Origin of the sequence: Bacteroides caecigallinarum (genome assembly GCF_021530995.1) — a bacterium.
GTDB classification, from domain to species: domain Bacteria; phylum Bacteroidota; class Bacteroidia; order Bacteroidales; family Bacteroidaceae; genus Phocaeicola; species Phocaeicola faecigallinarum.
Map to the genome: position 1 here is coordinate 1 of NZ_JADYTF010000031.1, position 22,060 is coordinate 22,060.

Here is a 22,060-nt window from a genome sequence, read left to right on the forward strand (position 1 = left end):
GTATATATACCAAAAAACGGTGTATTCGAAAGAACACACCGTTTTTTGGTATATATAATCTATATATTAAAGTGACTTTACAATATCCATTGTATCAGAAGCAATCATAAGTTCTTCATCTGTAGGTATTACAACAACTTTTACCTTTGAATCGTCTGTAGAAATTATAGCCTCTTTTCCACGTACTTTATTTCTTTCTGCATCAAGTTTTACTCCAAGGAATTCGAGTGTTTTGCAAGCACCGGCACGTGCTGTCTCCTGATTTTCACCAACACCACCAGTGAACAGAATTACGTCTACACCACCCATAGCTGCAGCGTATGCGCCGATATATTTAGTGATACGATAGAAATAAACGTCTTCAGTACGTTTTGCTACAGGGTCATTGTTTGCCGATGCAGCTTCCAGTTCGCGCATGTCGCTGTGTCCGAACATACCAAGAACACCGCTCTTCTTGTTCAGGATATCTGACATCTGATCTGGAGTAAGGTTTTCTTTCTTCATCATGTAAAGAACTGCACCTGCATCGATATCACCACAACGTGTACCCATCATAAGGCCTTCCAATGGAGTAAGTCCCATAGTAGTGTCAATACATACTCCATCTTTAATAGCAGCTATAGAACCTCCGTTTCCTACGTGGCATGTGATAATCTTTGAGCCTTCAACTGGTATGTTCAAAAATTCGCATACACGTTTTGAAACGTAACGGTGTGATGTTCCGTGGAAACCGTAACGGCGGATTCCGTATTTTTCATAATAGCTGTATGGTATAGGATATAAATAAGCGTGTTCAGGCATTGTCTGATGGAATGCTGTATCGAATACTGCTATTTGTGGGATTTCAGGCATCAGGCTTTTTACGGCATCAATACCTTTCAGGTTAGCAGGATTGTGTAGAGGACTTAACTCGCTGCATTCCTTTATAGTTTCTATTACTTCGTCTGTAATAAGTACTGACTTATTGAACTTGGTACCTCCGTGTACTACACGATGACCTACTGCGTTGATTTCGTGAAGATCTTTCAACGCACCAATTTCGCTGTCAGTAAGTGTTTCGAATATGAATTTTACTCCGGCAGTGTGCTCAGGTATGAATTTGTTCAAAATTTTCTTTTCGCCGTTAGGCAATGTCACTTTAAGGAAAGAATCTTCCTGTCCCAATTTTTCTATTCCACCTTGTGCCATAACTTCTTTTGAAGTCATTTCGAACAATTTATATTTGATGGAAGAACTACCACAGTTGAGTACTAATATTTTCATATATATAAAGTTAAAAAGTAATTAAAGCACAAAGCACTGTACACAGAACTTTGTGCTTGTGTGAGATGAATAAAAGTTTTTAATTCTGTGTTTTTGCTGCAAGAGCCTGATTTGCAGTAATTGCAATCATTTTGTAGACGTCATCGATGCAGCATCCGCGTGACAAGTCGTTTACAGGACGAGCTATACCCTGAAGGATAGGACCGATAGCTGTAGCGTGTCCAAGACGTTCAACAAGTTTATAAGATATGTTACCTACTTCCAGACATGGAACAACAAGTACGTTTGCCTTACCTGCAATTTCTGAACCTGGAGCTTTGCTTGCACCTACGCGTGGAACCAAAGCAGCGTCAGCCTGAAGTTCACCGTCTATTTTCAGTTCAGGAGCCATTTCCTTAGCTATCTTAAGTGCTTCTGTTACTTTGTCAACAACTTCATGCTTTGCAGAACCCTTAGTTGAGAAGCTCAACATAGCTACGCGTGGGTCGATACCTGCAACAGCCTGTGCAGTCTGTGCTGTACAAACGGCAATCTGTGCCAACTGATTAGCATCCGGTACAGGAGTAACGGCTACGTCACCCATTACCAATACACCGTTGTCACCGCATTCAGGTGCGTGAGTCAACATCAACATGGCTCCTGATACGCATGTAATGCCCGGAGCTGTCTTGATAATCTGAAGTGCAGGACGAAGAACATCACCTGTAGTGTTACGTGCACCGGCAAGCTGTCCGTCAGCATCTCCTGCTTTGATGATAAGGCATCCCAGATAAAGAGGGTTCTTAACAAGTTCCTGAGCCTGTTCCATTGTCATGCCTTTTTTCTTGCGGAGTTCGAAAAGCAATTCTGCGTATGCATCTTTCTTTTCGTGGTTTTCAGGGTCGATGATAGTAGCTTTGTTAATGTTTCCCAAGCCCCATTCCTGAGCCAATTTCATGATTTCTTCAGGGTTACCAAGAAGAATAAGGTCAGCAACACCGTCTGTCAATATCTGATTGGCAGCTTTCAAAGTACGTTCTTCTGTTCCTTCAGGAAGAACAATGCGCTGTTTGTTGGCTTTAGCGCGTTCAACGATTTGACTAATTAAATCCATGTTGATTTATGTTTTTATAAAATGTAATTGTCTAATCTTCCGTTTGCGTTAACGGTCTTTTTATTTCACACTGCAAAAATACGTATTTTTGTAATATCTAGTTTGCAAAATACAAACTTTTTTTCTCAAAAGAGGTCATTTTATGTATGTTTAAGGACATAAAAGGCTTTTTTGAAGATGCGAGTGCATGTTTTCTGTGCTATTGCATAAATTTGCATCAGTTTTCAATAGTATAATTAAGGTATGATTCGTCAATGTTCAATCCTTTTCGGATGTATGGCTCTAGGTGAACTGGTAGTTTACCTGACCGGTGTAAAATTGCCTTCCAGTATTATAGGCATGTTGCTTCTCACGTTGTTTTTGTCATTAGGATGGGTAAAGCTTGAATGGGTTCAAGGCTTGTCCGATTTTCTTGTGGCAAACCTCGGCTTTTTCTTTGTGCCTTCAGGCGTGGCCCTGATGTTGTATTTCGATATCATTCAGGCACAGTTCTGGCCTATAGTGATAGCCACATTGGTAAGTACGGTTTTAGTGTTGGTAGTAACAGGTTGGGTTCATCAAATAGTTCGCAAATATGGATTTTTTAGAAAATAAGTTTTTTCTTCTGGCTATAACTTTCGGTTTCTTTTTCGTTTCCAAACTGTTGCAGAAGAAGACAGGATGGGTGTTGCTTAATCCTATCCTTTTGGCAGTGGCAATGCTGATTTGCTTTCTTAAAATTAGCGGTGTTTCGTATGAAAAATATCAGGATGCCGGCTCTCTGGTAGAGTTCTGGTTGCGTCCGGCTGTAGTTGCATTGGGAGTTCCTCTTTATCTGCAGTTGCGTATGATAAAGAAGCAGCTGCTCCCTATCATATTGTCACAGTTGGCAGGCTGTATTGTTGGATTGATATCTGTAACTGTAGTGGCAAAACTGTTGGGTGCTACTCCTGAGGTGATAATGTCGCTTGCTCCAAAATCAGTGACTACACCTATTGCGATGGAAGTTTCATCGGCTGTTGGCGGTATTCCTTCGCTTACTGCAGCTGTGGTGATAGTAGTAGGTCTGTTTGGTGCTATATTCGGTTTCAAAGTATTGCAGGTGGGACATGTACACAGCCCTATAGCCCAAGGACTCTCTATGGGAACGGCTACTCATGCTGTAGGGACATCGCGTGCAATGGAGGTCAGTGGTAAGTATGGAGCATACGCCAGCCTTGGACTTACTCTGAACGGAATATTCACAGCATTGCTTTCACCTTATATATTACATTTAATAGGACTTTATTGATTGTTGGAGATTTTTTTACTAATTCCCCTAAAATATGAATTTCAGACGTCTTGACATAGAAGATAAACTGACGGTACAGAAATATACTCTCAAGAGTAAACGCCGTAACTGCGATTTGACTTTTGCCAATCTCTACAGTTGGCGTTTCCTTTATCTTACCGAGATAGCCGAATTCGGCGGTTATCTGCTGTTCCGTTTTTATGCTGACGGGGAACTGGCATACATGTTGCCTGTGGGTGAAGGTGATATCCGTCCGGTAATGGAGGAACTTATGGCTGATGCCCGTATGAAAGGTAAGCCTTTCGTGATGTACGGAGTTTGCAAGGAGAATTGTGAAGAGCTGGAAAAACTTTTCCCGGGAAAGTTTGTGTTTACAGCCGACCGTGATTATTCCGACTATCTGTATCTTCACTCCGATCTTTCTACCTTAGTAGGAAAGAAGTTCCAACCCAAGCGCAACCATATAAACAAGTTCCGGAATGCATATCCCGGATATGAGTTCAAGCCTCTCACCCGCGAACTGATACCTGAGTGTATCAAGCTTGAATCCGTATGGTGCAGAGCAAACAACTGTAGCGAAGATGAGGCTCTGCAGAACGAGAGAAAATCCATGAATGCTGCATTGCGTAGTTTTGAAGAACTGGATATTATTGGTGGAGTATTAATGGTGGACGGAAAGATTGTGGCCTTTACCTATGGTGCTCCTGTAAATAACGAAACTTTCGATACCTGTGTCGAAAAGGCTGACACCGACTATGAAGGTGCATATGCCATGATAAACAATGAGTTTGCAAAGATGATTCCCGAGCAATACATATATATAAATAGGGAAGAGGACCTGGGACTTGAAGGGTTGAGAAAAGCCAAACTGTCATATCAACCACATCTCTTGCTGGAGAAATATAAACTGGAACTGAAATGAGAGAACAGGTAAAGGCGTTGTGGAAACTGTGTTTCCCTGAGGATTCCGATGATTTCGTCGAACTGTATTTCTCTTCGAGATATACAGACGATATAAACAGTGCCATTGTTGAGGATGGAAGAGTGTTATCTGCTCTCCAGCGAATACCTTACCCTATGCTATACATGGATAAGGTTATTCCTGTATCCTACATATCAGGGGCTTGTACTCATCCTGATTTTCGTTCCAGGGGGATGATGTCACGTCTTCTCGATGAAGCACACAGAAAGATGTATGCCGATGGCAAATACCTCTCGCTTTTGATACCTGCCGGTGAAAGTCTTGTGGATTATTATGCCAGGTCGGGCTATGAGGTATGTTTTCAACAGGGGAAAAAGTTATTAACAGGTAAGTGTAAAACTGTTGATAACTTCAAATGTGATTTGATATTCAGGGAATTAGACTTGTTGAAAAACGGGTTTGATGATGTGTGTGATTTTATTAATCAACAGTTATCAACACTTCAGGCAAGTATTTTGCATCCTTTGCAGGACATGGAAATTGTTCTTTCAGACCTTCAGCTTTCCGGAGGTCAGGCATGGTGTGTACATACGGACGATGGTACGCTTTGTGGTGTAGCATTAGTAATACATTCAGAGGGAAAAGTGGTTATCAAGGAACTCATATCCATAAATAAGCAGGTTGAGTCTGCCATTATTGATTTCATATTCCGTCATTATTCGGTATCACGTGCGGAAAAGCCTTCTCCATGCGGCATGATCCGTGTGATAAATGCTTTTGGTATGCTTGAAATATTTGCAGGCAGAACAGAAGGTAAATGGATTGTTGAAATATTTGGTGATGATGTTATCACCGAAAACAATGGTTTCTATATTATATCTAACGGAGTTTGCCAAAAATCAGACACGTGTCCGGAGTCAAACTTCGACACTGTATGCCAGCGGATACATATCAGCAGTCTGCCTTCGTGGCTGTTCCGTGACATTCAGCCATATATGAGTCTTATGCTTGATTGATATACTCGTTTGTCAGCATTCTTTCAAGTTCTTCTGCGTTCAGTTTGAGATAGAATTCTCCTTTATAGGCTATTGAGATACCGCCGGTTTCTTCAGATACTATAATTGCCAGAGCATCTGTTTCCTGTGAAACACCAAGTGCGGCACGATGGCGTAATCCCAGTTCCTTTGGTATGTTAAGATTGTGCGATACCGGCAGAATGCATCCCGCTGCCTTTATCCTTTTGCCGCTGATTATCATTGCCCCGTCGTGAAGCGGACTGTTCTTGAAGAAAATGTTTTCTATCAGACGCTGGTTGATATTGGCATCTATCACGTCGCCCGTCACTACTATATTGTCGAGCGGCATATCTTTTTCCAATACAATAAGTGCGCCTACTTTTCCTTTACCCATGTTGAGGCATGCCATGACGATAGGCATAATGTCGTTCTTGTCGCTGTCGTTGTATTTCTTTCCTTTCAGAAACCTGAACAGACTGTTTGTGCGATATCTTGAGCCGAGAGTAAGAAGAAATTGCCTTATCTCGTCCTGGAACAGTACAATCAGTGCGATAACTCCCACGCTAACCAGTTTGTCGAATATCGAACCCAGCAGTCGCATCTGCAATACCTGAGATACGATGATCCATATTATTATGAACACCAGTATGCCGATAAATATGTTTATCGAACCTGATGATTTCATGACCTTATACGTTTTGTATAAAATAAAGGCTACCAGCAGTATGTCCAGTATGTCTTTCAGACTTATTATGCTTAAATCGAATGGCATTGTGATAATTAAGAATTAATGATTAACTTACAATATATCTTCACCGCCTCGCAGGCTTCCTTCACGTCGTGAACTCTCAGTATGTTCGCGCCTTTCATAAGCGAAATGGTGTTGAGTACAGTCGTTCCGTTCAGCGCGTCTTCAGGAGTGTTGCCCAGAAGTCTGTATATCATTGATTTCCTTGATATGCCTACCAGTATAGGAAGGTCGAATATCCGGAACTCTTCCAGCTTGTCCATAAGAATATAGTTATGTTCCACAGTCTTTCCGAAACCGAACCCCGGGTCGATGATGATATCCTTTGCGCCAAGGTCGCGCATCCTCTGTACCTTTTCGGAGAAGTAATACATCACCTCTTTCACCACATTGTCGTATTCAGGATTTTTCTGCATATCCTGTGGCGTGCCTTTCATGTGCATCATTACGTACGGCACTCCCAGTTTTGCCACAACAGGCATCATTCTGTCGTCCATGTTTCCTGCGGATATGTCATTTATGATTGCCACTCCATGTTCCTCCACACACATTTTTGCTATGTTCGCACGGAATGTGTCTACGGAAATTACAGCTTCCGGCATCTCTCTGTTTAGTAATGTAAGAGCCTTTTTCAGTCTTGCGGCCTCCTCCTCTGTAGAGATATTCTGTGCGTCAGGCCTTGACGAATATGCGCCTATGTCAATAATCTCTCCACCTTCGTCAATAATCTGTCTGGCTCTCAGCAAGATGTCTTCTTCCGATTGTTTTCTGCTTCCGGCATAAAAAGAGTCGGGGGTAACGTTCAGTATTCCCATGACTCTGGGATGTTCCAGATCCATCAGACTGCCGTTCACATTGATATATTTTGCTGTTTTCAGTTCCATTCCGGTATCGTTTAAATACTTTTTAAATAGCGTTTAAACAGTGTTTAAACACCTTTTTAATGTGATGCAAATTTACATACAATAATTTATATTTTAATTGATTTACGATTGATTTTTCGTTTATCTTTGTGCCACGTATCAAATTGTAATTTAAAATGGAAACTTCACAATTGTATAAATATTTTCTTGAGTGCGGAAAGGTTACTACCGACACTCGCGATTGTCCCGAAGGGTCTATGTTCATAGCACTGAAAGGAGCCAGTTTCAACGGGAATACTTTTGCATCGCAAGCCATAGCGAACGGTTGCCGCTATGCCGTAGTTGATGAGGCTGAATATGCCGGCGATGCTGAAGGGCGTATTCTGCTGGTTGACGATTGTCTCAAAGCGTTGCAGGATCTGGCAGCATGGCATCGCCGCGCATTGGGCACCAGGATGATAGGTATCACAGGTACCAACGGCAAGACCACTACCAAGGAGCTGATAGCAGCCGTTCTGAAAGAGAAATACAATGTACTTTACACCCAGGGCAATCTGAACAATCACATCGGAGTGCCATTGACACTGCTTAAACTCACTCCCGAGCACGAAATGGCAGTGGTGGAGATGGGAGCGAACCATCCGGGCGAGATAAAGACTCTGGTGAACATAGCATGTCCGGACTATGGTATAATAACCAATGTAGGTAAGGCGCATCTTGAAGGATTCGGCTCTTTCGAGGGTGTTATCCGTACTAAAGGCGAGTTGTACGACTATCTCCGCGACAATGGTGGAAAAATCTTTATTCAGAATGAAAATCCTTATCTCAATTCCATAGCAGGCGGATTGGAATGTATCCGTTACGGTGCCGAAGACGGACTGTATGTTTCCGGTAAAGTCCTTTCATGTTCTCCGTTCCTGACTTTCAGCTGGAAGTCGGAAGGAAAGGCGCACGAAGTACAGACTCATCTGATAGGTTCGTATAATGTTGATAATGCTCTGGCAGCGGTTGCTATCGGTAGATATTTCGAAGTTGAGGATGATGCTATCTGCCACGCGCTTTCATCATACGAGCCGCGCAATAACCGTTCGCAGCTGGTAGAGGCAGGAGGAAACCGCTTTGTGATAGATGCCTATAATGCAAATCCCACATCCATGGCAGCCGCATTGGAGAATTTCCGTATGATTGATGCCGGACATAAGATGGTGATTCTCGGCGATATGAAAGAGCTTGGCGAAGCAAGCCTTGAAGAACATCAGAAAGTGGTAGATATGCTTGCCGGTTGCGGTTTTGACAGGGTGATACTCGTAGGTCAGGAATTCGGAAAGACTGCAAATACTTTTGAGCACTACAGTAATGCCGATGAGGTATATTCCGTACTTTCGGCCGATATGCCGAAGGGGTATATGATTCTGATTAAGGGTTCGAATAGTATGAAATTGGCAGGAATGGCCGAAAAGTTGATTAAATGACTATAAAAAGAAGCCGTAACACGTCCGTGTCACGCGCGTTGCACGAACGTGTTTCGCGTGCGTCACGAACGTGTTCCACCCGTTACACGCACGTGTAACGGTTACTATAACTCCAGTATTTTCCTTCTGTATTCAGTAGGAGTAACTCCTGTGACTCCTTTAAAACATCGGTTGAAATGTACGGCCGATTCGAACCCACATTCTATACTTATCTCTGAAATATTGAAACGGTCATCGGCAAGTAGTTTGCAGGCATAACCTATTCGCATGTCGGTGATGTACTGCTTTAGTGTCTTTCCCGTGTTGTCCTTGAAATATCTGCAGAAAGCTGATGGGTTCATGGCTGCGTACGATGCTATCTCGTCGAGTGTTATATTGTCGGTATATTTCTTGTTTATATATGCCACTACCTTTTCTATCTTCTTGTTCTTGAATTCTGCCGGCACAGGATTATAGTTCGGCGATGCCGCAAATTCCCTTTTCTTTATCATAGACAGCGACTGAAGCAACTGAAGGAACAGAATAATCTGCTCCATACCTTCGGTTTCGGGTATTCGTTTCAGCAGCGACGTTATCTCAGGTCTGTTCTTAACCGAAATCTTTACCCCTCTGTTTGATTCGTTCAATAGGTTGTTTATGTTGATGAACTGCACATAATGAGTGAATGAATATTGCATGAAGTCCTTCTCAAACTGTATAATAGTTCCGTTTACCCTCAGTTTTTCATCGTGCTCGTATTCCGGCGGATTCTGCATGCAATGTGGCAGTGTGGAACCGAACAATAACAAGGTATCGTCTGAATAATCTATTATATTGTCACCTATGATGCAGTGGCCGAAACCTTTTTCTACATATAGAATCTCATATTCGCCATGGAAATGCCACGGGTAAGTGAAAGACTTGTAGTCGTATGTTCTGGCTTTTATCGGATTCGAATCTGATATGTATAGCTGTTCGTTCAGTATCTTCTTCATTGTGTATATGAAAGAACTGTTACAGATGCAAATATAGGTAAATATCTTGCAAAATTATGTATATCCATGTGTTTCTTTCTATAGTAATTTTGCAATAGGAAAAATTTAAAACTTATATATATGAACAACATGTTTGATATTACCGGAAAGGTAGCCGTTGTAACAGGCGGTTCCGGTGTTTTGGGTAGTAATATAGCAGAAGGTCTTTTGAAAGCCGGAGCTAAAGTTATAATCATCGGTGCTCATCAGGACAGGGTAGATGCAGCTTTGGAACGCTTGAAAGCTGTAAGCCAGGATGTAGCCGGTACTGTATGCAATGTGCTTGATATCGAGAGCCTTCGTTCTGTAAAAGATACTGTACTTTCAAAATGGGGACGTGTGGACTTCCTTATCAATGCTGCCGGTGGTAACATTCCCGGCGGTACACTGACTGTAGACCAGAATATATTCGACATGAAGGTAGAAGACCTTAATAAAGTCGTAGACCTTAACCTTTACGGAACTGTTTATCCATGTCTGGTATTCGGCGAAATCATGGCTAAGCAACAGAGCGGTGCTATCGTAAACGTATCTTCAATGGCTGCATACGAGTCTATCACTCGTGTACCTGGATATTCTATGGCAAAGAGTGCTGTTGAAAACTTTACTCGCTGGCTGGCACAGGAAATGGCTATCAAGTTCAGCGAAAAAATCCGTGTCAACGCAATCGCTCCTGGATTCTTCATCGGAAATCAGAACCGTGCTATCCTGATTAATCCAGACGGTTCGCTTACTGAACGTAGCCAGAAGGTTATTGCCAAGACTCCAATGAGACGTTTCGGTGATATCTCTGAACTTAACGGCTCTGTACAGTTCCTTTGCAGCGATGCTGCAAGTTTCATCACTGGTGCTACATTGGCTATCGACGGTGGTTTCAGTGCATTCAGTGGAGTATAAATCTTTAAAACTCGTACGATTATGATGGAAAAAACTTGGAGATGGTTTGGAAAGAAGGATAAGATTACTCTTTCCATGCTGCGTCAGATAGGAGTAGAAGGAATAGTAACAGCTTTGCATGATGTTCCAAACGGTGAGATTTGGACTGTTGAGGCTATCAACGATTTGAAATCGTATATCGAGTCATATGGCTTGAGATGGTCGGTAGTGGAAAGTCTTCCTGTATGCGAAGCTATCAAATATGCAGGTCCTGAACGCGACCAGCTGATTGAAAACTATAAAGTCAGCCTTACCAATTTGGGTAAATGCGGTGTAAAGACTGTTTGTTACAATTTCATGCCGGTAATCGACTGGGTGAGAACTGACTTGCAGCATCCTTGGGCAGACGGTACCAGCTCGTTGTACTACGACAGGGTACGTTTCGCATATTTCGACGTGAAGATTCTTCAGCGTGAAGGAGCCGAGAAAGACTATTCTGAAGAAGAACTCCGCAAGGTGGAAGAACTTGACAAGATTATCACAGAAGCTGAAAAAGATGAGCTTATCGACGCTATCATAGTTAAGACTCAGGGATTCGTAAACGGGAATATCCGCGAAGGAGACAAGAATCCTGTAGCTATATTCAAGCGTCTGCTTTCACTTTATGAAGGTATAGACCGTGATGCATTGCGTGAAAACATGCGTTACTTCCTTGCGGCTATTATGCCGGTGTGTGAGGAATATGGTGTAAACATGTGTGTTCATCCGGACGATCCTCCTTTCCAGATTCTCGGATTGCCACGTATCGTTACAAACGAAGAGGATATAGCATGGTTCCTTAATGCAGTAGACAATCCTCACAACGGACTGACTTTCTGTGCAGGTTCTTTGAGTGCGGGCGAGCATAACGATACACGCGAATTGGCTAAGAAGTTTGCAAAACGTACACACTTCGTACATTTGCGCAGTACGGCGGCTATGCCCGGCGGTAACTTCATCGAAAGTACACATCTTACAGGACGCGGACATCTGATTGACCTTATCAGAATATTTGAAAAGGAAAATCCGGGATTGCCTATGCGTGTTGACCATGGCCGTATGATGCTTGGCGACGAAGATAAAGGTTACAATGCAGGATATTCATTCCACGGACGTATGCTTGCTCTCGGACAGGTGGAAGGTATGATGGCTGTAGTAGATGATGAATTGAAAAACGGTATACTATAAACAATTAATGAGTACTATTTAAGGGCGTGTATGGCTCAATAACCTGCACGCCCTTTTAATTTTAAAATCTGATTTTTTTCTTAATAACCATGAATTCACAAGATAATAGAATGAAAATGACTAATTATCGCTGGACGATATGCCTTATGTTGTTCATCGCCACGACGATAAACTATATGGACCGACAGGTCCTTTCTCTGACATGGAAAGATTTCATTGCTCCGGAATTTAACTGGACTGATGCCAATTACGGAACGATAGCCGGTTTCTTCTCAATACTTTATTCCGTGAGTATGCTTTTCGTAGGAAAGTTTGTTGATAAGATCGGAACAAAGAAAGGTTATTTGTGGGCCATAGGTATATGGTCGGTGGGTGCCTGTCTTCACACTTTCTGCGGAATAGTTACTGCCGGAATATCTACAGGAACATGGGCTTTCACTTTCGAAGGTGCGCGTGAGGCCATTGAGGCTGCCGAAACTGCAGGTACAGTGATATGGAGTGTATCGACCGTAAGTATATGGCTTTTCCTTGCTGCGCGTTCCATACTGGCAGTAGGAGAGTCTGGTAACTTCCCTTGCGCCATAAAGGTGACTGCCGAATATTTCCCTAAGAAAGACCGTGCTTTCGCAACCAGTGTGTTCAATGCCGGAGCACAGCTTGGTGCCTTGCTCGCACCTTTCACCATTCCTGTCATAGCACGTTATATGGGTTGGGAAATGTCATTCCTTATCATCGGTGCTTTAGGTTTCTTCTGGATGGGATTTTGGGTGAGAATGTATGAAACTCCGTCAAAGCAGAAGAAGGTAAACAAGGCTGAGCTGGAATATATCGAGCAGGATCGTCTGACAGAAGCTTCTGAGACTGCAAAGCCTGCAACAGAAGAGAAAAAGGAGAAAGGTATCAGCTTGTGGAAATGTTTCACTTTCCGTCAGACTTGGGCTGTTATATTCGGACGTTGTCTTCCTGACGGTGTGTGGTGGTTCTTCCTTTTCTGGGCACCTGCTTATGTGAAAGACGTTTACGGATACAGTTCAGACTCTACTATGGGTATGCTGCTTATCTTTACTCTTTATTTGATATCAATGCTTTCCATCATTGGCGGTTATCTGCCTACCGTGTTTATCACACGCCTTGGTATGAATCCGTTCGCAGGACGTATGCGTGCTATGCTTATCTTCTCTTTGTTCCCATTGCTCGGACTTTTTGCACAACCGCTCGGAAATATATCCTGTTGGTTCCCTATCATCATAATCGGTATAATAGGTGCAGCACATCAGAGCTGGAGTGCCAATACTTATACGGTAGTGAGCGATATGTTCCCTAAATCGGCTGTGGCTACAGTTACTGGTATCGGTGGTATGGCAGGTGGTATCGGCAGTTTGCTGTTCAATCAGGGTTCAGGTATCCTGTTTACTTACTCAAAGGAAACAAATATGGCTTTCATGGGATTTGAAGGTATTCATGCGGGCTATATGATAGTGTTCCTTATAGCTTCTGTAGCTTATCTGTTCAGCTGGATAATGATAAAGATTCTTGTTCCGAAATATAAGATAATTGAAATTTGATAATTGATTAATATGAAAGATTTTATAAACGAAGATTTTCTTCTGCAGAGTGACGTGGCAAAGATGCTGTATCATGAACATGCGGAAAAGATGCCTATCATAGATTATCACTGTCATCTTAATCCGAAGATGATTGCAGATGATTATAAATTCAGTTCCATCACCGAGATATGGCTTGGCGGCGACCATTACAAATGGCGTGCGATGCGTGCTAATGGAGTAGATGAAAAGTATATCACAGGTAAGGAAACTTCCGATTGGGAGAAATTTGAGAAATGGGCAGAAACAGTTCCATATACATTGCGCAATCCGCTTTACCACTGGACTCATCTGGAACTGAAGACAGCTTTCGGTATAAGTGAGACACTTAATCCGGCATCAGCAAAAAGGATATATGAAAAATGTAACGAACTGCTTGCCACACCTGAATATTCGGCCCGCGGACTGATGAAAAGATATAACGTAGAGTCTGTATGTACTACCGACGATCCGATTGATACACTGGAGTATCATAAGACTATTGCCGATTCTGGTTTCGAAGTGAAGGTGCTTCCTACATGGAGACCGGACAAGGCTATGAACGTCACTACAGCAGCCGAGTACAGAGTATATCTGGAAAAACTCTCGCAGGCTAGTGGAGTGACAATATCAAAATTCGATGATTTGGTGGAGGCCTTGAAATTGCGTCATCAGTATTTTGCCGACCATGGATGTAAGCTTGCCGATCATGGTCTTGCGGATATACCTGCGGCTGATTATACCATGGCAGAAATATCGGCAATATTCGACAAAGTATATGGAGGTAACGAGTTGACTAAGGAGGAAAAAACAAAATATCAGACAGCTCTGTTGATTATCCTTTCAGAGATGAATGCTGAGGCGGGATGGACACAGCAGTATCATTACGGACCGTTGCGTAACACCAATTCAAGAATGATGGCCAAGCTTGGTCCTGATACTGGATTTGATACTATCGGTGATTTCAGATGTGCTGAGGCTATGGTTAAGTTATTCGACCGTCTGAACTCTGAAGGTAAGCTGGCAAAGACAATTATATATAATATCAATCCTGCCGAGAATGATATGGTTGCGGCAATGATAGCCAACTATCAGGACGGTAGTGTGCCGGGAAAAATGCAGTTTGGTTCAGGCTGGTGGTTCAACGACCAGATGGGAGGAATGCTCCGTCAGATGAATGCCTTGTCTGAGCAGGGATTGTTGAGCCGTTTTGTTGGTATGCTTACTGATTCGCGTTCGTTCCTTTCATATCCTCGTCATGAGTATTTCCGCAGAATATTGTGTAATATGATTGGTAACGATGTGGTGAACGGAATACTTCCTGAATCGGAAATGGGAAGAATAAAAGGTATGATAGAAGATATCTGCTACTGCAATGCCAAGAGTTATCTGAATCTTTAAGAGATGATATAAAAGCTACAGCCGCTGTATTACCGGAAATTCCGGATAATGCGGCGGCTGTTATTTTGTGTTACGTTTTTTATCAAGCATTCTTAGCCTTGAAAGCCAGTGCGTACATACGCATCTGCTTCACCATAGCAAGAAGTCCGTTGCTCCTTGTTGGAGAAAGATGTTCTTTCAATCCAATTTTCTCAATGAAATACAAGTCTGAATCAAGTATTTCGTCAGGAGTATGTCCTGATACAACTTTTATTAGCAGAGCAATGATACCCTTTACAATCAGTGCATCACTTTCAGCCTGGAATATTATCTTTCCGTCTTCCATATCAGCCTGAAGCCATACACGGCTTTGGCAACCGTCTATGAGGTTCTGGTCTGTCTTGTATTCCGGATTGAGCGGTTCCTGTTCGTTTCCCAGGTCTATCAATAGCTGGTACTTGTCCATCCAATCATCGAAATCGCTGAACTCTTCTATTACTTCGTCCTGAAGTTCGTTTATTGTTTTCATCGTTATTTTGCTTTTATGTTATTTCTCATTATAAATTACTTGGAGAACTGTCTGGCCTACAGCCTGTAGGGTGGCGCGGTCTATATTCTCCATCGTATCGTCTATGGTATGCCATGTAGGATTGAATCCTGTATTGCTGTTGGTATCATAGTGGATGATGTCTACACACGGGATTTGTCTGTAACGGTTCACGTAGATATGGTCGTCTGTTATTTCTCCGCCTTTTTCTTTTATGAATGTGTTTCCGTAGCCAAGTTCGTGTGCCGCATTCCAGATTTTCTTCATTACATTGTTGGCTGTACGCTGTGAATATCCCTCATAATAGAAAGTTGCATTTTTGCCTCCGACCATGTCGAGAAGTATTCCGTAACGAGCCTTGTAGTTTGGTACGTGAGGTATTCTGCCCCAATATTGCGAACCAAGACACCATGTATCGGCCTTATAGTTTCCTTGATAGAACTCCGGAATACCATAATCTTCTGCATCGAAGAAAGCTATGTCGATACCTATTGTAGGAGACTGTTTTTGAATTTGTCTGGCAATTTCAAGCAGTACACCTACACCACTGGCACCATCATTTGCTCCGTCTATGGCTGTATGATGGTATTTTTCTTCATCGCAGTCAGCGTATGGACGGCAGTCCCAATGTGCAAACAAAATTACTCTTTTCTTGGCTTCAGGATTATATTCACCTATGATATTGCGTGCCTTGAGAAGTGTGCCGTCATAAGCAACCAAATCCGCATACTGGTTATATACCTTTGCTCCGAAACTTTCAAGTTTTGAAGCCAGATAGTCTCCGCACTCCTTGTGTGGTTTTGTGTTGGGGACACGTGGACCGAAATCTACCTGGACCTTAACATAGCTGTATGCACTGTCGGCATTAAAAACAGGAGCCTGAACGTTGGATGTAGCTTCTTCATTTATGATGGTTGAATCGCTTTTTTTGCTACTGCCACATGCTGTAACTGCTGCAGCAGATATAAGAATCATCGAACCTGATAATATTTTACCAAATATATTCATTGGGAATTGATTTATATGTTATAAAAAAATCATTAATCAACCGTTACAGCCAATTAATGATTGTTGATTAAGTATCACATTATAATAATGATATCATATATAGATATAATACTGCTGCGGGTACGGCTAGGAGAGTACTGTCGAAACGGTCTAGCATTCCACCGTGGCCTGGAAGTATATTTCCAGAGTCCTTTATACCGATTCTTCGTTTGATTAATGATTCTACCAGGTCGCCCCAAGTTCCGAAAACAACAACTGTCAGCGCAAGTCCTATCCATTTTGCAAGTGACAGGATAGGGAAGTATTGAGCAATTATTATAGCAGCGATAATACTGAAGATACCTCCACCAAATGATCCTTCCCATGATTTCTTTGGAGATATGCGTTCGAACAGTCTATGCTTACCGAAAAGTACACCAGCACAGTATGCTCCACTATCATTAACCCAAGTGAAAATGAATATTGATAAAGGAAGTATCGGATTGTAAACCGACATGCTTGTCTCTTCTGATGTCTGGAACGCCAATACATTCAATAAAGCAAATGGTAAGGCGATATACATTTGTGTCATAAGCGCATATGCCATATCGTTTACCGGATTTTCTTTCTTGTAATATAACTCGCTGATTAAGATATACATAATCAGCAACAGATATGGAATTAGGATTTCGTTGCTTCCCGGTGATGTGCCGAGATAGGCGAATCCGAAGAAAAGAAATATTGATGCAAGTATTGAAATTGGCTTGTTTATTTCTGCAAATCCACTTTTCTGAATAATATTCCCAAATTCATTTACAGTCAAGGCGCATATTAAAGCAAATAGGATGGAAAATGTGATAGGACCGCCTAATATACATCCTACTAATACGGCTACGAAAATAGCACCAGTTAATGCTCTTGTTATAAAATTACCTTTCATGGCTTTGGGAATATTATTATTTCCTTAAAATATTTATCAGCTGAAAATATACTTAATATATTTAATAGTTACTCGTCCTTTGTAGTATCACTTTCATTATTTGACGGCAGCTCTTTGATTTCACTATCGCTTTTGTTCTCGATACTTTTGGTTTCATTCTTTTCATTTTCTGCCATTATTTCTTCTGAACGTGATGCCCATGGACGTTTTCCGAATATTGCTTCTACATCTTCCGCAAAAATTACTTCTTTTTCTATGAGTAATTCTGCCAGACGGTTATGTCCTTCTTTATGCTGTGTAAGAATATCTTTAGCTCTTGCATATTGCTCTGCAATCATTTGCTTCACTTCGTTGTCTATAAGTTCTGCAGTATGTTCGCTATATGGCTTGTTGAAGCTATATTCATCATTATTATAATAGCACAAGTTTGGAAGTTTGTCACTCATGCCGGCATATGCAATCATACCATATGCCTGTTTTGTTACTCTTTCCAAATCGTTCATTGCACCTGTAGAGATTTGTTTGATAAACAATTCTTCAGCTGCACGCCCACCGAGTGTTGCACACATTTCGTCCAGCATCTGTTCCTTAGTAGTAATCTGTCTTTCTTCCGGCAGATACCATGCTGCGCCCAATGCTCTTCCACGAGGTACGATAGTTACTTTTATAAGTGGATTTGCATATTCAAGGAACCATGAGATTGTAGCATGACCCGCTTCATGCAGTGCTATTGATCTCTTTTCAGCAGCAGTCATGACTTTTGTCTTTTTCTCAAGACCTCCGACAATTCTGTCTATTGCAGCCATGAAATCGTCTTTGCTTACTGAAGGCTTGTTGTGTCTTGCGGCAATAAGAGCAGCCTCGTTACATACGTTTGCAATGTCGGCTCCACTAAATCCAGGAGTCTGTCGTGCCAATAAATCTATATCTACAGTCTCATCAAGTTTAAGTGGACGTATATGTACACCAAAAACTTCTTTTCTTTCGTTCAGGTCAGGTAAATCTACATGTATCTGTCTGTCGAAACGTCCCGCTCTCAACAATGCCTTGTCCAATATATCGGCGCGGTTTGTAGCTGCAAGAATGATAACACCACTGTTTGTACCGAAACCGTCCATTTCTGTAAGAAGCTGGTTAAGAGTATTTTCTCTTTCATCATTACCTCCCATACTTGGATTCTTTCCTCTGGCACGTCCTACAGCGTCAATTTCATCTATAAATATAATACATGGTGCTTTTTCCTTTGCCTGTCTGAACAGGTCGCGTACTCTTGAGGCACCTACACCAACAAACATTTCAACGAAATCGGAACCTGACATTGAAAAGAACGGTACATCAGCTTCACCTGCAACGGCTTTTGCCAAAAGTGTTTTACCTGTTCCCGGAGGGCCAACAAGGAGGGCGCCTTTTGGAATTTTACCTCCCAATTCAGTGTATTTTTGTGGTTGCTTCAGGAATTCTACAATTTCCTGAACCTCCTGTTTTGCAGCTGTCTGTCCAGCTACATCTTTGAAGGTTACTCGGTTTGCTCCTTTTTCAAATAGCTGTGCCTTACTCTTGCCTACATTGAATACATTGCCGGCTCCACCACCGTTTCCAGCTCCGCCCATTCTTCGCATTATGAAAATCCATAATCCTACGAAGAAAATTATAGGCAACAGATTCCAGAATATAACTCCAAAATAGTCATTCTCCTTCTCGTATCTGATTGAACCTGTAAAGTTTCCATTTTTTTGTTCTTCATCCAAGAACTTGTCTAATGATTCCATAGAACCTACCTGTATCTTTACAGATGGACTTTTTCCAACTTTAGGTGCATCTTTCTTGAAAACATCAACTATGTTTTCAGGTTTTATGTACATTTCTACGGAGTTATTGTCGTATGCAATGATTTTGTCTGCATATCCTTTTTTAACCATGTCCTTGAATTCTGTATAAGTAATTTCTTTACTCATACTTCCTTCGTCGCTAGTTATATATAAAAAAGCTATAACCATAGCGATAATTATATATAGCCAGCTTAAATTCGGCCTAGGCATATTAATCTTTGGTTTATTTGAATTATTGTTCATGTAAATTTAAGTATTCTTGTGTTAGTTGTAATTGTTTTAATCTAAATCCGGAATTCTTGTTAGTTTTGCATCTGCCCACAAATGCTCTAAATTATAGAAATCTCTTTGTTCCGGTAAAAAAATGTGTGCTATAATATCATTGTAATCCATTGCCACCCATTGTGCATTCTTGGTTCCGTCAATTGCCAAAGGTTTGACTCCGGCTGTTTCTCTTACGTAATCTTTTATAGATTCTGTGATTGCCATTACCTGGCTTGGTGAGTTACCGTTGCAGATTATAAAATAATTGCATATTGTATCTTCAATGTCTGTAAGATCAGCTATGACAATATTTTTACCTTTCTTCTCTTGTATACCTTCTTTAATTCTATCAAGTAAATCTTTTGTTTCGTTCATTCTTCTAATATATAAACTTTTTGTTTTTAATAATAATGTATGGCAAATATACTTGCTTTTCCGTATTTCACGAAATATAGATGGAGTTTTCTTATTGTTTTTGGATTTTTTAGAGTGATTTTCGCTTTTACTTAATGTTTCGATGGGATAAAATGCGAAAAAACGCATTTTTTTTGAAAAAAAAAGGATAAAATGTTTGTATGTAATGAAAAAGTTGTACCTTTGCAGCGTCAAACGAAAAGGTTGGCAAAATAAGAATGATTTTGGGCTATGGTGTAATGGTAACACAACAGATTCTGGTCCTGTTTTTCTAGGTTCGAATCCTAGTAGCCCAACAGATAAAAACGATTATTATTTTATTGGGTTATGGTGTAATGGTAACACAACAGATTCTGGTCCTGTTTTTCTAGGTTCGAATCCTAGTAACCCAACTTGAAAGAGCAACTTGAGTTGCTCTTTTTTTTGTTATATCTGTAATATAAAAATAGCGAGTATTTCTACTCGCTATTTTTTATGTATCAATTATTCATGGTTTCGTCGATAGCTTCGATTTTCTTCAATGTCAGATTTAAATCGTTTTTAAGCTTTTCTATCTTTCTGGCAATATCATTTACCAGCGAATTTCCTTTTTTTGAAGATGAGTTCAAGAAACCAAGATTGTTTTCGTAAGTCTTTATCTCATTTTAAATTCTTTCGTATATTCTTACCAGTTTTTCTCTTTCTTTATAAAGATTGGCTTCTTTGCTTAATCCCGATTTATAGCTATTCAATTTCTTTTCTGTTGCAGAGATGTTTGCCTTGTCAAAAATGCTGTTTACAAGATTACGGAACTCTTTGTATAATCTGTCTTTTTCTTTGAAAGGAACGAAACCGATACTGTTCCATTCTGCTATTATGGATTTTAGTTTTTCTCCTATAGTTTCATCGTAAACTTCAGACTTTTCAAGCTCTGCTACTTGTTTTATGATAGCCTCTTTCTTGCTGAGGTTTTCAAGCTCTTCTGAACGTTGTGAAGATGTTGCTTTTGCTTTTTGTTCAAAGAAATAATCACAAGCACCGATAAATCTCTTCCATACGGCATCAGAGTATTTTTTAGGTACAGGACCGACAGTTTTCCATTCTTTCTGTAGTTTGGCAAGTATCTCTGCTGTCTCTTTCCATGCTGTACTGTCCTTTAGAGCTTCAGCCTTTTCACAAAGTTCTTTTTTCTTCTCCAGATTCAAAGCCATGTTTTCCTTGGCTGTCTTGAAGAATTCAGCTTTGCGTTTGAAGAATTCGTCGCATGCCGCGCGGAATCTTTCAAATATTTTCAGGTTCATCTTTTGAGGAGCATAGCCAATAGTTTTCCATTTAGCCTGTAGTGCAAGTATTTCTTGTGTCTTGTCTTCCCAGTCGGTAAATGTCGTAAACTTATCGTACTCCATAGCTTCCGCTATTTCGCAAATGACAGTCTTCTGGTCAAGGTTATTCTGTTCTTGTTCCTTCAGATCTTCGAAATGCTTCTGGTGGCGTCTGTTTACAGCTGTAGAGGCTGCTTTGAATCTGTTCCAGATGCTTTCGCGCATTTCTTTTGCTACAGGACCTATTTCGCGGAATTCCTGATGCAGTTTCTGTAACTGATGAAATGCAGAAATTACGTCAGGCTCGTCAGCCAGTTTTTCAGCAGCTTCGCAGATATGTGTCTTTAGTTCAAGATTCTTTTTGAAATCGTATTCTCTAAACTCATTGTTTAGTTTTAGCATATCATAGAATTTCTCATTATAGAGCTGATATGTTTTCCAGATTTCATTAACTTTATTTGCCGGGATTAGTTTTATTTCGTTCCATTCCTGCTGAAGGCTTTTGAATTCGCTATAGTTCTTGCCGGCATCCTCTGATGATTCTGTGATACTTTTCATTTTTTCAAGGATATCAAGCTTTTTCTGAAGATTTTCTTCTTTTTCTTTTTCTATAGCTGCAATCATGGAATTCCTTTTCTCCTTAATTTCCGACAATATGGATTTGAGTTCAGGTTCTAACGGATCTGATTGAGGAATAAATGAATTGGCATCTCCGCCGGCTTCTATGAAAGTTTTGCGGTTGACTTCTTGCTCTGATTTATGCAATTTGTAGAATGTTTGTTTCAGCAAGTCTATTTCCTGTTTGTCTGCTTCGCAAGCATTTTCATTTATTTCTTTTAAACGTTGTATTACCTCTTCTTTAGTATGTTTAGGTTCATACTTAACGTTTTCTGTTGATTGTTCAACAGTAGGAACCAAAGTTTCAGCTGCATTAGTCTGCTCTTCGGTTAGCGGACGGTTTGTTTCATTTACTTCCATGCGTATATAGATATTTAAGAAAATTTCTTTTTAAAAAAGTTGTAATTACAAATTAAAGAAATAATATTTAAAAA

Annotated in this window: 19 protein-coding genes, 2 tRNA genes and 1 pseudogene; 11 read left to right on the top strand and 11 right to left on the bottom strand. The window is 40.9% G+C overall.

Annotated elements, in window-relative coordinates; all coding sequences use genetic code 11:
- Positions 1-66: 66 nt before the first annotated feature.
- Both I6E24_RS06235 and pta read right to left on the bottom strand, forming a co-directional pair.
- Positions 67-1,263 (bottom strand): acetate/propionate family kinase, encoded by a 1,197-nt coding sequence (locus I6E24_RS06235; RefSeq protein WP_235327134.1) that lies wholly within the window; start codon positions 1,261-1,263, stop codon positions 67-69.
- 79 nt (positions 1,264-1,342) lie between these two features.
- A complete protein-coding gene (pta, locus tag I6E24_RS06240; protein WP_235327136.1) occupies positions 1,343-2,356 on the bottom strand; it encodes a phosphate acetyltransferase in 1,014 nt (337 codons plus the stop codon).
- 243 nt (positions 2,357-2,599) lie between these two features.
- Here pta and I6E24_RS06245 point away from each other — a divergent pair, with 243 nt between their 5' ends.
- Genes I6E24_RS06245 through I6E24_RS06260 form a run of 4 tightly spaced genes read left to right on the top strand, consistent with a single transcriptional unit; the run spans position 2,600 to position 5,564 of the window.
- Entirely contained in the window at positions 2,600-2,950 is a 351-nt protein-coding gene (locus I6E24_RS06245; RefSeq protein ID WP_154043135.1) for a CidA/LrgA family protein, read from the top strand.
- Complete coding sequence (locus I6E24_RS06250) at positions 2,931-3,626, top strand: LrgB family protein (RefSeq protein ID WP_235327138.1); 696 nt, start codon at positions 2,931-2,933, stop codon at positions 3,624-3,626. Before I6E24_RS06245 ends, I6E24_RS06250 begins: the two co-directional genes overlap by 20 nt.
- Before the next feature lie 34 nt (positions 3,627-3,660).
- Positions 3,661-4,548, top strand: a complete 888-nt coding sequence (locus I6E24_RS06255; RefSeq protein ID WP_204447156.1) for a DUF2156 domain-containing protein — start codon at positions 3,661-3,663, stop codon at positions 4,546-4,548.
- Positions 4,545-5,564 (top strand): GNAT family N-acetyltransferase, encoded by a 1,020-nt coding sequence (locus I6E24_RS06260; RefSeq protein WP_204447158.1) that lies wholly within the window; start codon positions 4,545-4,547, stop codon positions 5,562-5,564. The genes I6E24_RS06255 and I6E24_RS06260 overlap by 4 nt, the downstream gene beginning before the upstream one ends.
- On the opposite strand, the gene cdaA is transcribed toward I6E24_RS06260, so the two are convergent.
- Together cdaA and folP are read right to left on the bottom strand one after the other, a co-directional pair.
- Positions 5,551-6,336, bottom strand: coding sequence for a diadenylate cyclase CdaA (gene cdaA, locus I6E24_RS06265; protein ID WP_204447159.1), 786 nt, complete (start codon positions 6,334-6,336; stop codon positions 5,551-5,553). The genes I6E24_RS06260 and cdaA overlap by 14 nt on opposite strands.
- 8 nt (positions 6,337-6,344) lie before the next feature.
- Positions 6,345-7,196 carry a dihydropteroate synthase gene (gene folP / locus I6E24_RS06270; protein WP_235327140.1) on the bottom strand — a complete coding sequence of 284 codons (852 nt, stop codon included), beginning with the start codon at positions 7,194-7,196 and terminating at the stop codon, positions 6,345-6,347.
- A 155-nt stretch (positions 7,197-7,351) separates the two neighbouring features.
- Here folP and I6E24_RS06275 point away from each other — a divergent pair, with 155 nt between their 5' ends.
- Positions 7,352-8,647: a UDP-N-acetylmuramoyl-tripeptide--D-alanyl-D-alanine ligase gene (locus tag I6E24_RS06275; protein ID WP_235327142.1), complete on the top strand. Its 1,296-nt coding sequence runs from the start codon at positions 7,352-7,354 to the stop codon at positions 8,645-8,647.
- Positions 8,648-8,751: 104 nt separating this feature from the next.
- Here the strand turns inward: I6E24_RS06275 and I6E24_RS06280 are convergent, their stop codons facing one another.
- Positions 8,752-9,621 (bottom strand): AraC family transcriptional regulator, encoded by an 870-nt coding sequence (locus I6E24_RS06280; RefSeq protein ID WP_235327144.1) that lies wholly within the window; start codon positions 9,619-9,621, stop codon positions 8,752-8,754.
- Positions 9,622-9,741: 120 nt separating this feature from the next.
- Here I6E24_RS06280 and I6E24_RS06285 point away from each other — a divergent pair, with 120 nt between their 5' ends.
- The 4 genes from I6E24_RS06285 to uxaC all read left to right on the top strand — a co-directional run bounded on the left by I6E24_RS06285 (position 9,742) and on the right by uxaC (position 14,747).
- Positions 9,742-10,557, top strand: coding sequence for an SDR family oxidoreductase (locus tag I6E24_RS06285; RefSeq protein WP_235327146.1), 816 nt, complete (start codon positions 9,742-9,744; stop codon positions 10,555-10,557).
- Between the two features lie 21 nt (positions 10,558-10,578).
- Positions 10,579-11,763 (top strand): mannonate dehydratase, encoded by a 1,185-nt coding sequence (gene uxuA, locus I6E24_RS06290; RefSeq protein WP_235327148.1) that lies wholly within the window; start codon positions 10,579-10,581, stop codon positions 11,761-11,763.
- Positions 11,764-11,879: 116 nt separating this feature from the next.
- Positions 11,880-13,328 (top strand): MFS transporter, encoded by a 1,449-nt coding sequence (locus I6E24_RS06295; protein ID WP_235327171.1) that lies wholly within the window; start codon positions 11,880-11,882, stop codon positions 13,326-13,328.
- Positions 13,329-13,340: 12 nt separating this feature from the next.
- Positions 13,341-14,747 carry a glucuronate isomerase gene (gene uxaC / locus I6E24_RS06300; RefSeq protein WP_235327149.1) on the top strand — a complete coding sequence of 469 codons (1,407 nt, stop codon included), beginning with the start codon at positions 13,341-13,343 and terminating at the stop codon, positions 14,745-14,747.
- Positions 14,748-14,829: 82 nt separating this feature from the next.
- Here the strand turns inward: uxaC and I6E24_RS06305 are convergent, their stop codons facing one another.
- The 5 genes from I6E24_RS06305 to rsfS form a co-directional block, all read right to left on the bottom strand.
- Positions 14,830-15,255: a SufE family protein gene (locus I6E24_RS06305; RefSeq protein ID WP_235327151.1), complete on the bottom strand. Its 426-nt coding sequence runs from the start codon at positions 15,253-15,255 to the stop codon at positions 14,830-14,832.
- An 18-nt stretch (positions 15,256-15,273) separates the two neighbouring features.
- Positions 15,274-16,248 carry a M20 family metallopeptidase gene (locus I6E24_RS06310; protein ID WP_394800368.1) on the bottom strand — a complete coding sequence of 325 codons (975 nt, stop codon included), beginning with the start codon at positions 16,246-16,248 and terminating at the stop codon, positions 15,274-15,276.
- 112 nt (positions 16,249-16,360) lie between these two features.
- Positions 16,361-17,200, bottom strand: a complete 840-nt coding sequence (locus I6E24_RS06315; RefSeq protein WP_235327155.1) for a phosphatidate cytidylyltransferase — start codon at positions 17,198-17,200, stop codon at positions 16,361-16,363.
- Between the two features lie 68 nt (positions 17,201-17,268).
- On the bottom strand, positions 17,269-19,272 hold the full coding sequence (gene ftsH / locus I6E24_RS06320; RefSeq protein ID WP_455577809.1) for an ATP-dependent zinc metalloprotease FtsH: 2,004 nt from the start codon (positions 19,270-19,272) through the stop codon (positions 17,269-17,271).
- A 36-nt stretch (positions 19,273-19,308) separates the two neighbouring features.
- Positions 19,309-19,668, bottom strand: a complete 360-nt coding sequence (gene rsfS, locus I6E24_RS06325; RefSeq protein ID WP_235327159.1) for a ribosome silencing factor — start codon at positions 19,666-19,668, stop codon at positions 19,309-19,311.
- Between the two features lie 264 nt (positions 19,669-19,932).
- Between rsfS and I6E24_RS06330 the strand changes: the two genes are divergently transcribed.
- Positions 19,933-20,003: transfer RNA gene (locus I6E24_RS06330), tRNA-Gln, on the top strand.
- 25 nt (positions 20,004-20,028) lie between these two features.
- Positions 20,029-20,099 (top strand) — tRNA-Gln (locus tag I6E24_RS06335).
- Between the two features lie 87 nt (positions 20,100-20,186).
- On the opposite strand, the pseudogene I6E24_RS06340 reads toward I6E24_RS06335, so the two are convergent.
- Positions 20,187-21,986: pseudogene (locus I6E24_RS06340) on the bottom strand (DUF349 domain-containing protein).
- Between the last annotated feature and the right edge of the window lie 74 nt (positions 21,987-22,060).

Bases quoted from the DNA above. Each gene is read 5' to 3' on its own strand.
- I6E24_RS06260 (WP_204447158.1), top strand. From the start codon at position 4,545: ATGAGAGAACAGGTAAAGGCGTTGTGGAAACTGTGTTTCCCTGAGGAT.
- I6E24_RS06285 (WP_235327146.1), top strand. From the start codon at position 9,742: ATGAACAACATGTTTGATATTACCGGAAAGGTAGCCGTTGTAACAGGC.
- uxaC (WP_235327149.1), top strand. From the start codon at position 13,341: ATGAAAGATTTTATAAACGAAGATTTTCTTCTGCAGAGTGACGTGGCA.
- pta (WP_235327136.1), bottom strand. From the start codon at position 2,356: ATGGATTTAATTAGTCAAATCGTTGAACGCGCTAAAGCCAACAAACAG.
- I6E24_RS06235 (WP_235327134.1), bottom strand. From the start codon at position 1,263: ATGAAAATATTAGTACTCAACTGTGGTAGTTCTTCCATCAAATATAAA.
- folP (WP_235327140.1), bottom strand. From the start codon at position 7,196: ATGGAACTGAAAACAGCAAAATATATCAATGTGAACGGCAGTCTGATG.
- uxuA (WP_235327148.1), top strand. From the start codon at position 10,579: ATGATGGAAAAAACTTGGAGATGGTTTGGAAAGAAGGATAAGATTACT.
- ftsH (WP_455577809.1), bottom strand. From the start codon at position 19,272: ATGAACAATAATTCAAATAAACCAAAGATTAATATGCCTAGGCCGAAT.
- I6E24_RS06310 (WP_394800368.1), bottom strand. From the start codon at position 16,248: ATGATTCTTATATCTGCTGCAGCAGTTACAGCATGTGGCAGTAGCAAA.
- I6E24_RS06305 (WP_235327151.1), bottom strand. From the start codon at position 15,255: ATGAAAACAATAAACGAACTTCAGGACGAAGTAATAGAAGAGTTCAGC.
- I6E24_RS06315 (WP_235327155.1), bottom strand. From the start codon at position 17,200: ATGAAAGGTAATTTTATAACAAGAGCATTAACTGGTGCTATTTTCGTA.
- I6E24_RS06245 (WP_154043135.1), top strand. From the start codon at position 2,600: ATGATTCGTCAATGTTCAATCCTTTTCGGATGTATGGCTCTAGGTGAA.
- cdaA (WP_204447159.1), bottom strand. From the start codon at position 6,336: ATGCCATTCGATTTAAGCATAATAAGTCTGAAAGACATACTGGACATA.
- rsfS (WP_235327159.1), bottom strand. From the start codon at position 19,668: ATGAACGAAACAAAAGATTTACTTGATAGAATTAAAGAAGGTATACAA.
- I6E24_RS06255 (WP_204447156.1), top strand. From the start codon at position 3,661: ATGAATTTCAGACGTCTTGACATAGAAGATAAACTGACGGTACAGAAA.
- I6E24_RS06295 (WP_235327171.1), top strand. From the start codon at position 11,880: ATGACTAATTATCGCTGGACGATATGCCTTATGTTGTTCATCGCCACG.
- I6E24_RS06280 (WP_235327144.1), bottom strand. From the start codon at position 9,621: ATGAAGAAGATACTGAACGAACAGCTATACATATCAGATTCGAATCCG.
- I6E24_RS06275 (WP_235327142.1), top strand. From the start codon at position 7,352: ATGGAAACTTCACAATTGTATAAATATTTTCTTGAGTGCGGAAAGGTT.
- I6E24_RS06250 (WP_235327138.1), top strand. From the start codon at position 2,931: ATGGATTTTTTAGAAAATAAGTTTTTTCTTCTGGCTATAACTTTCGGT.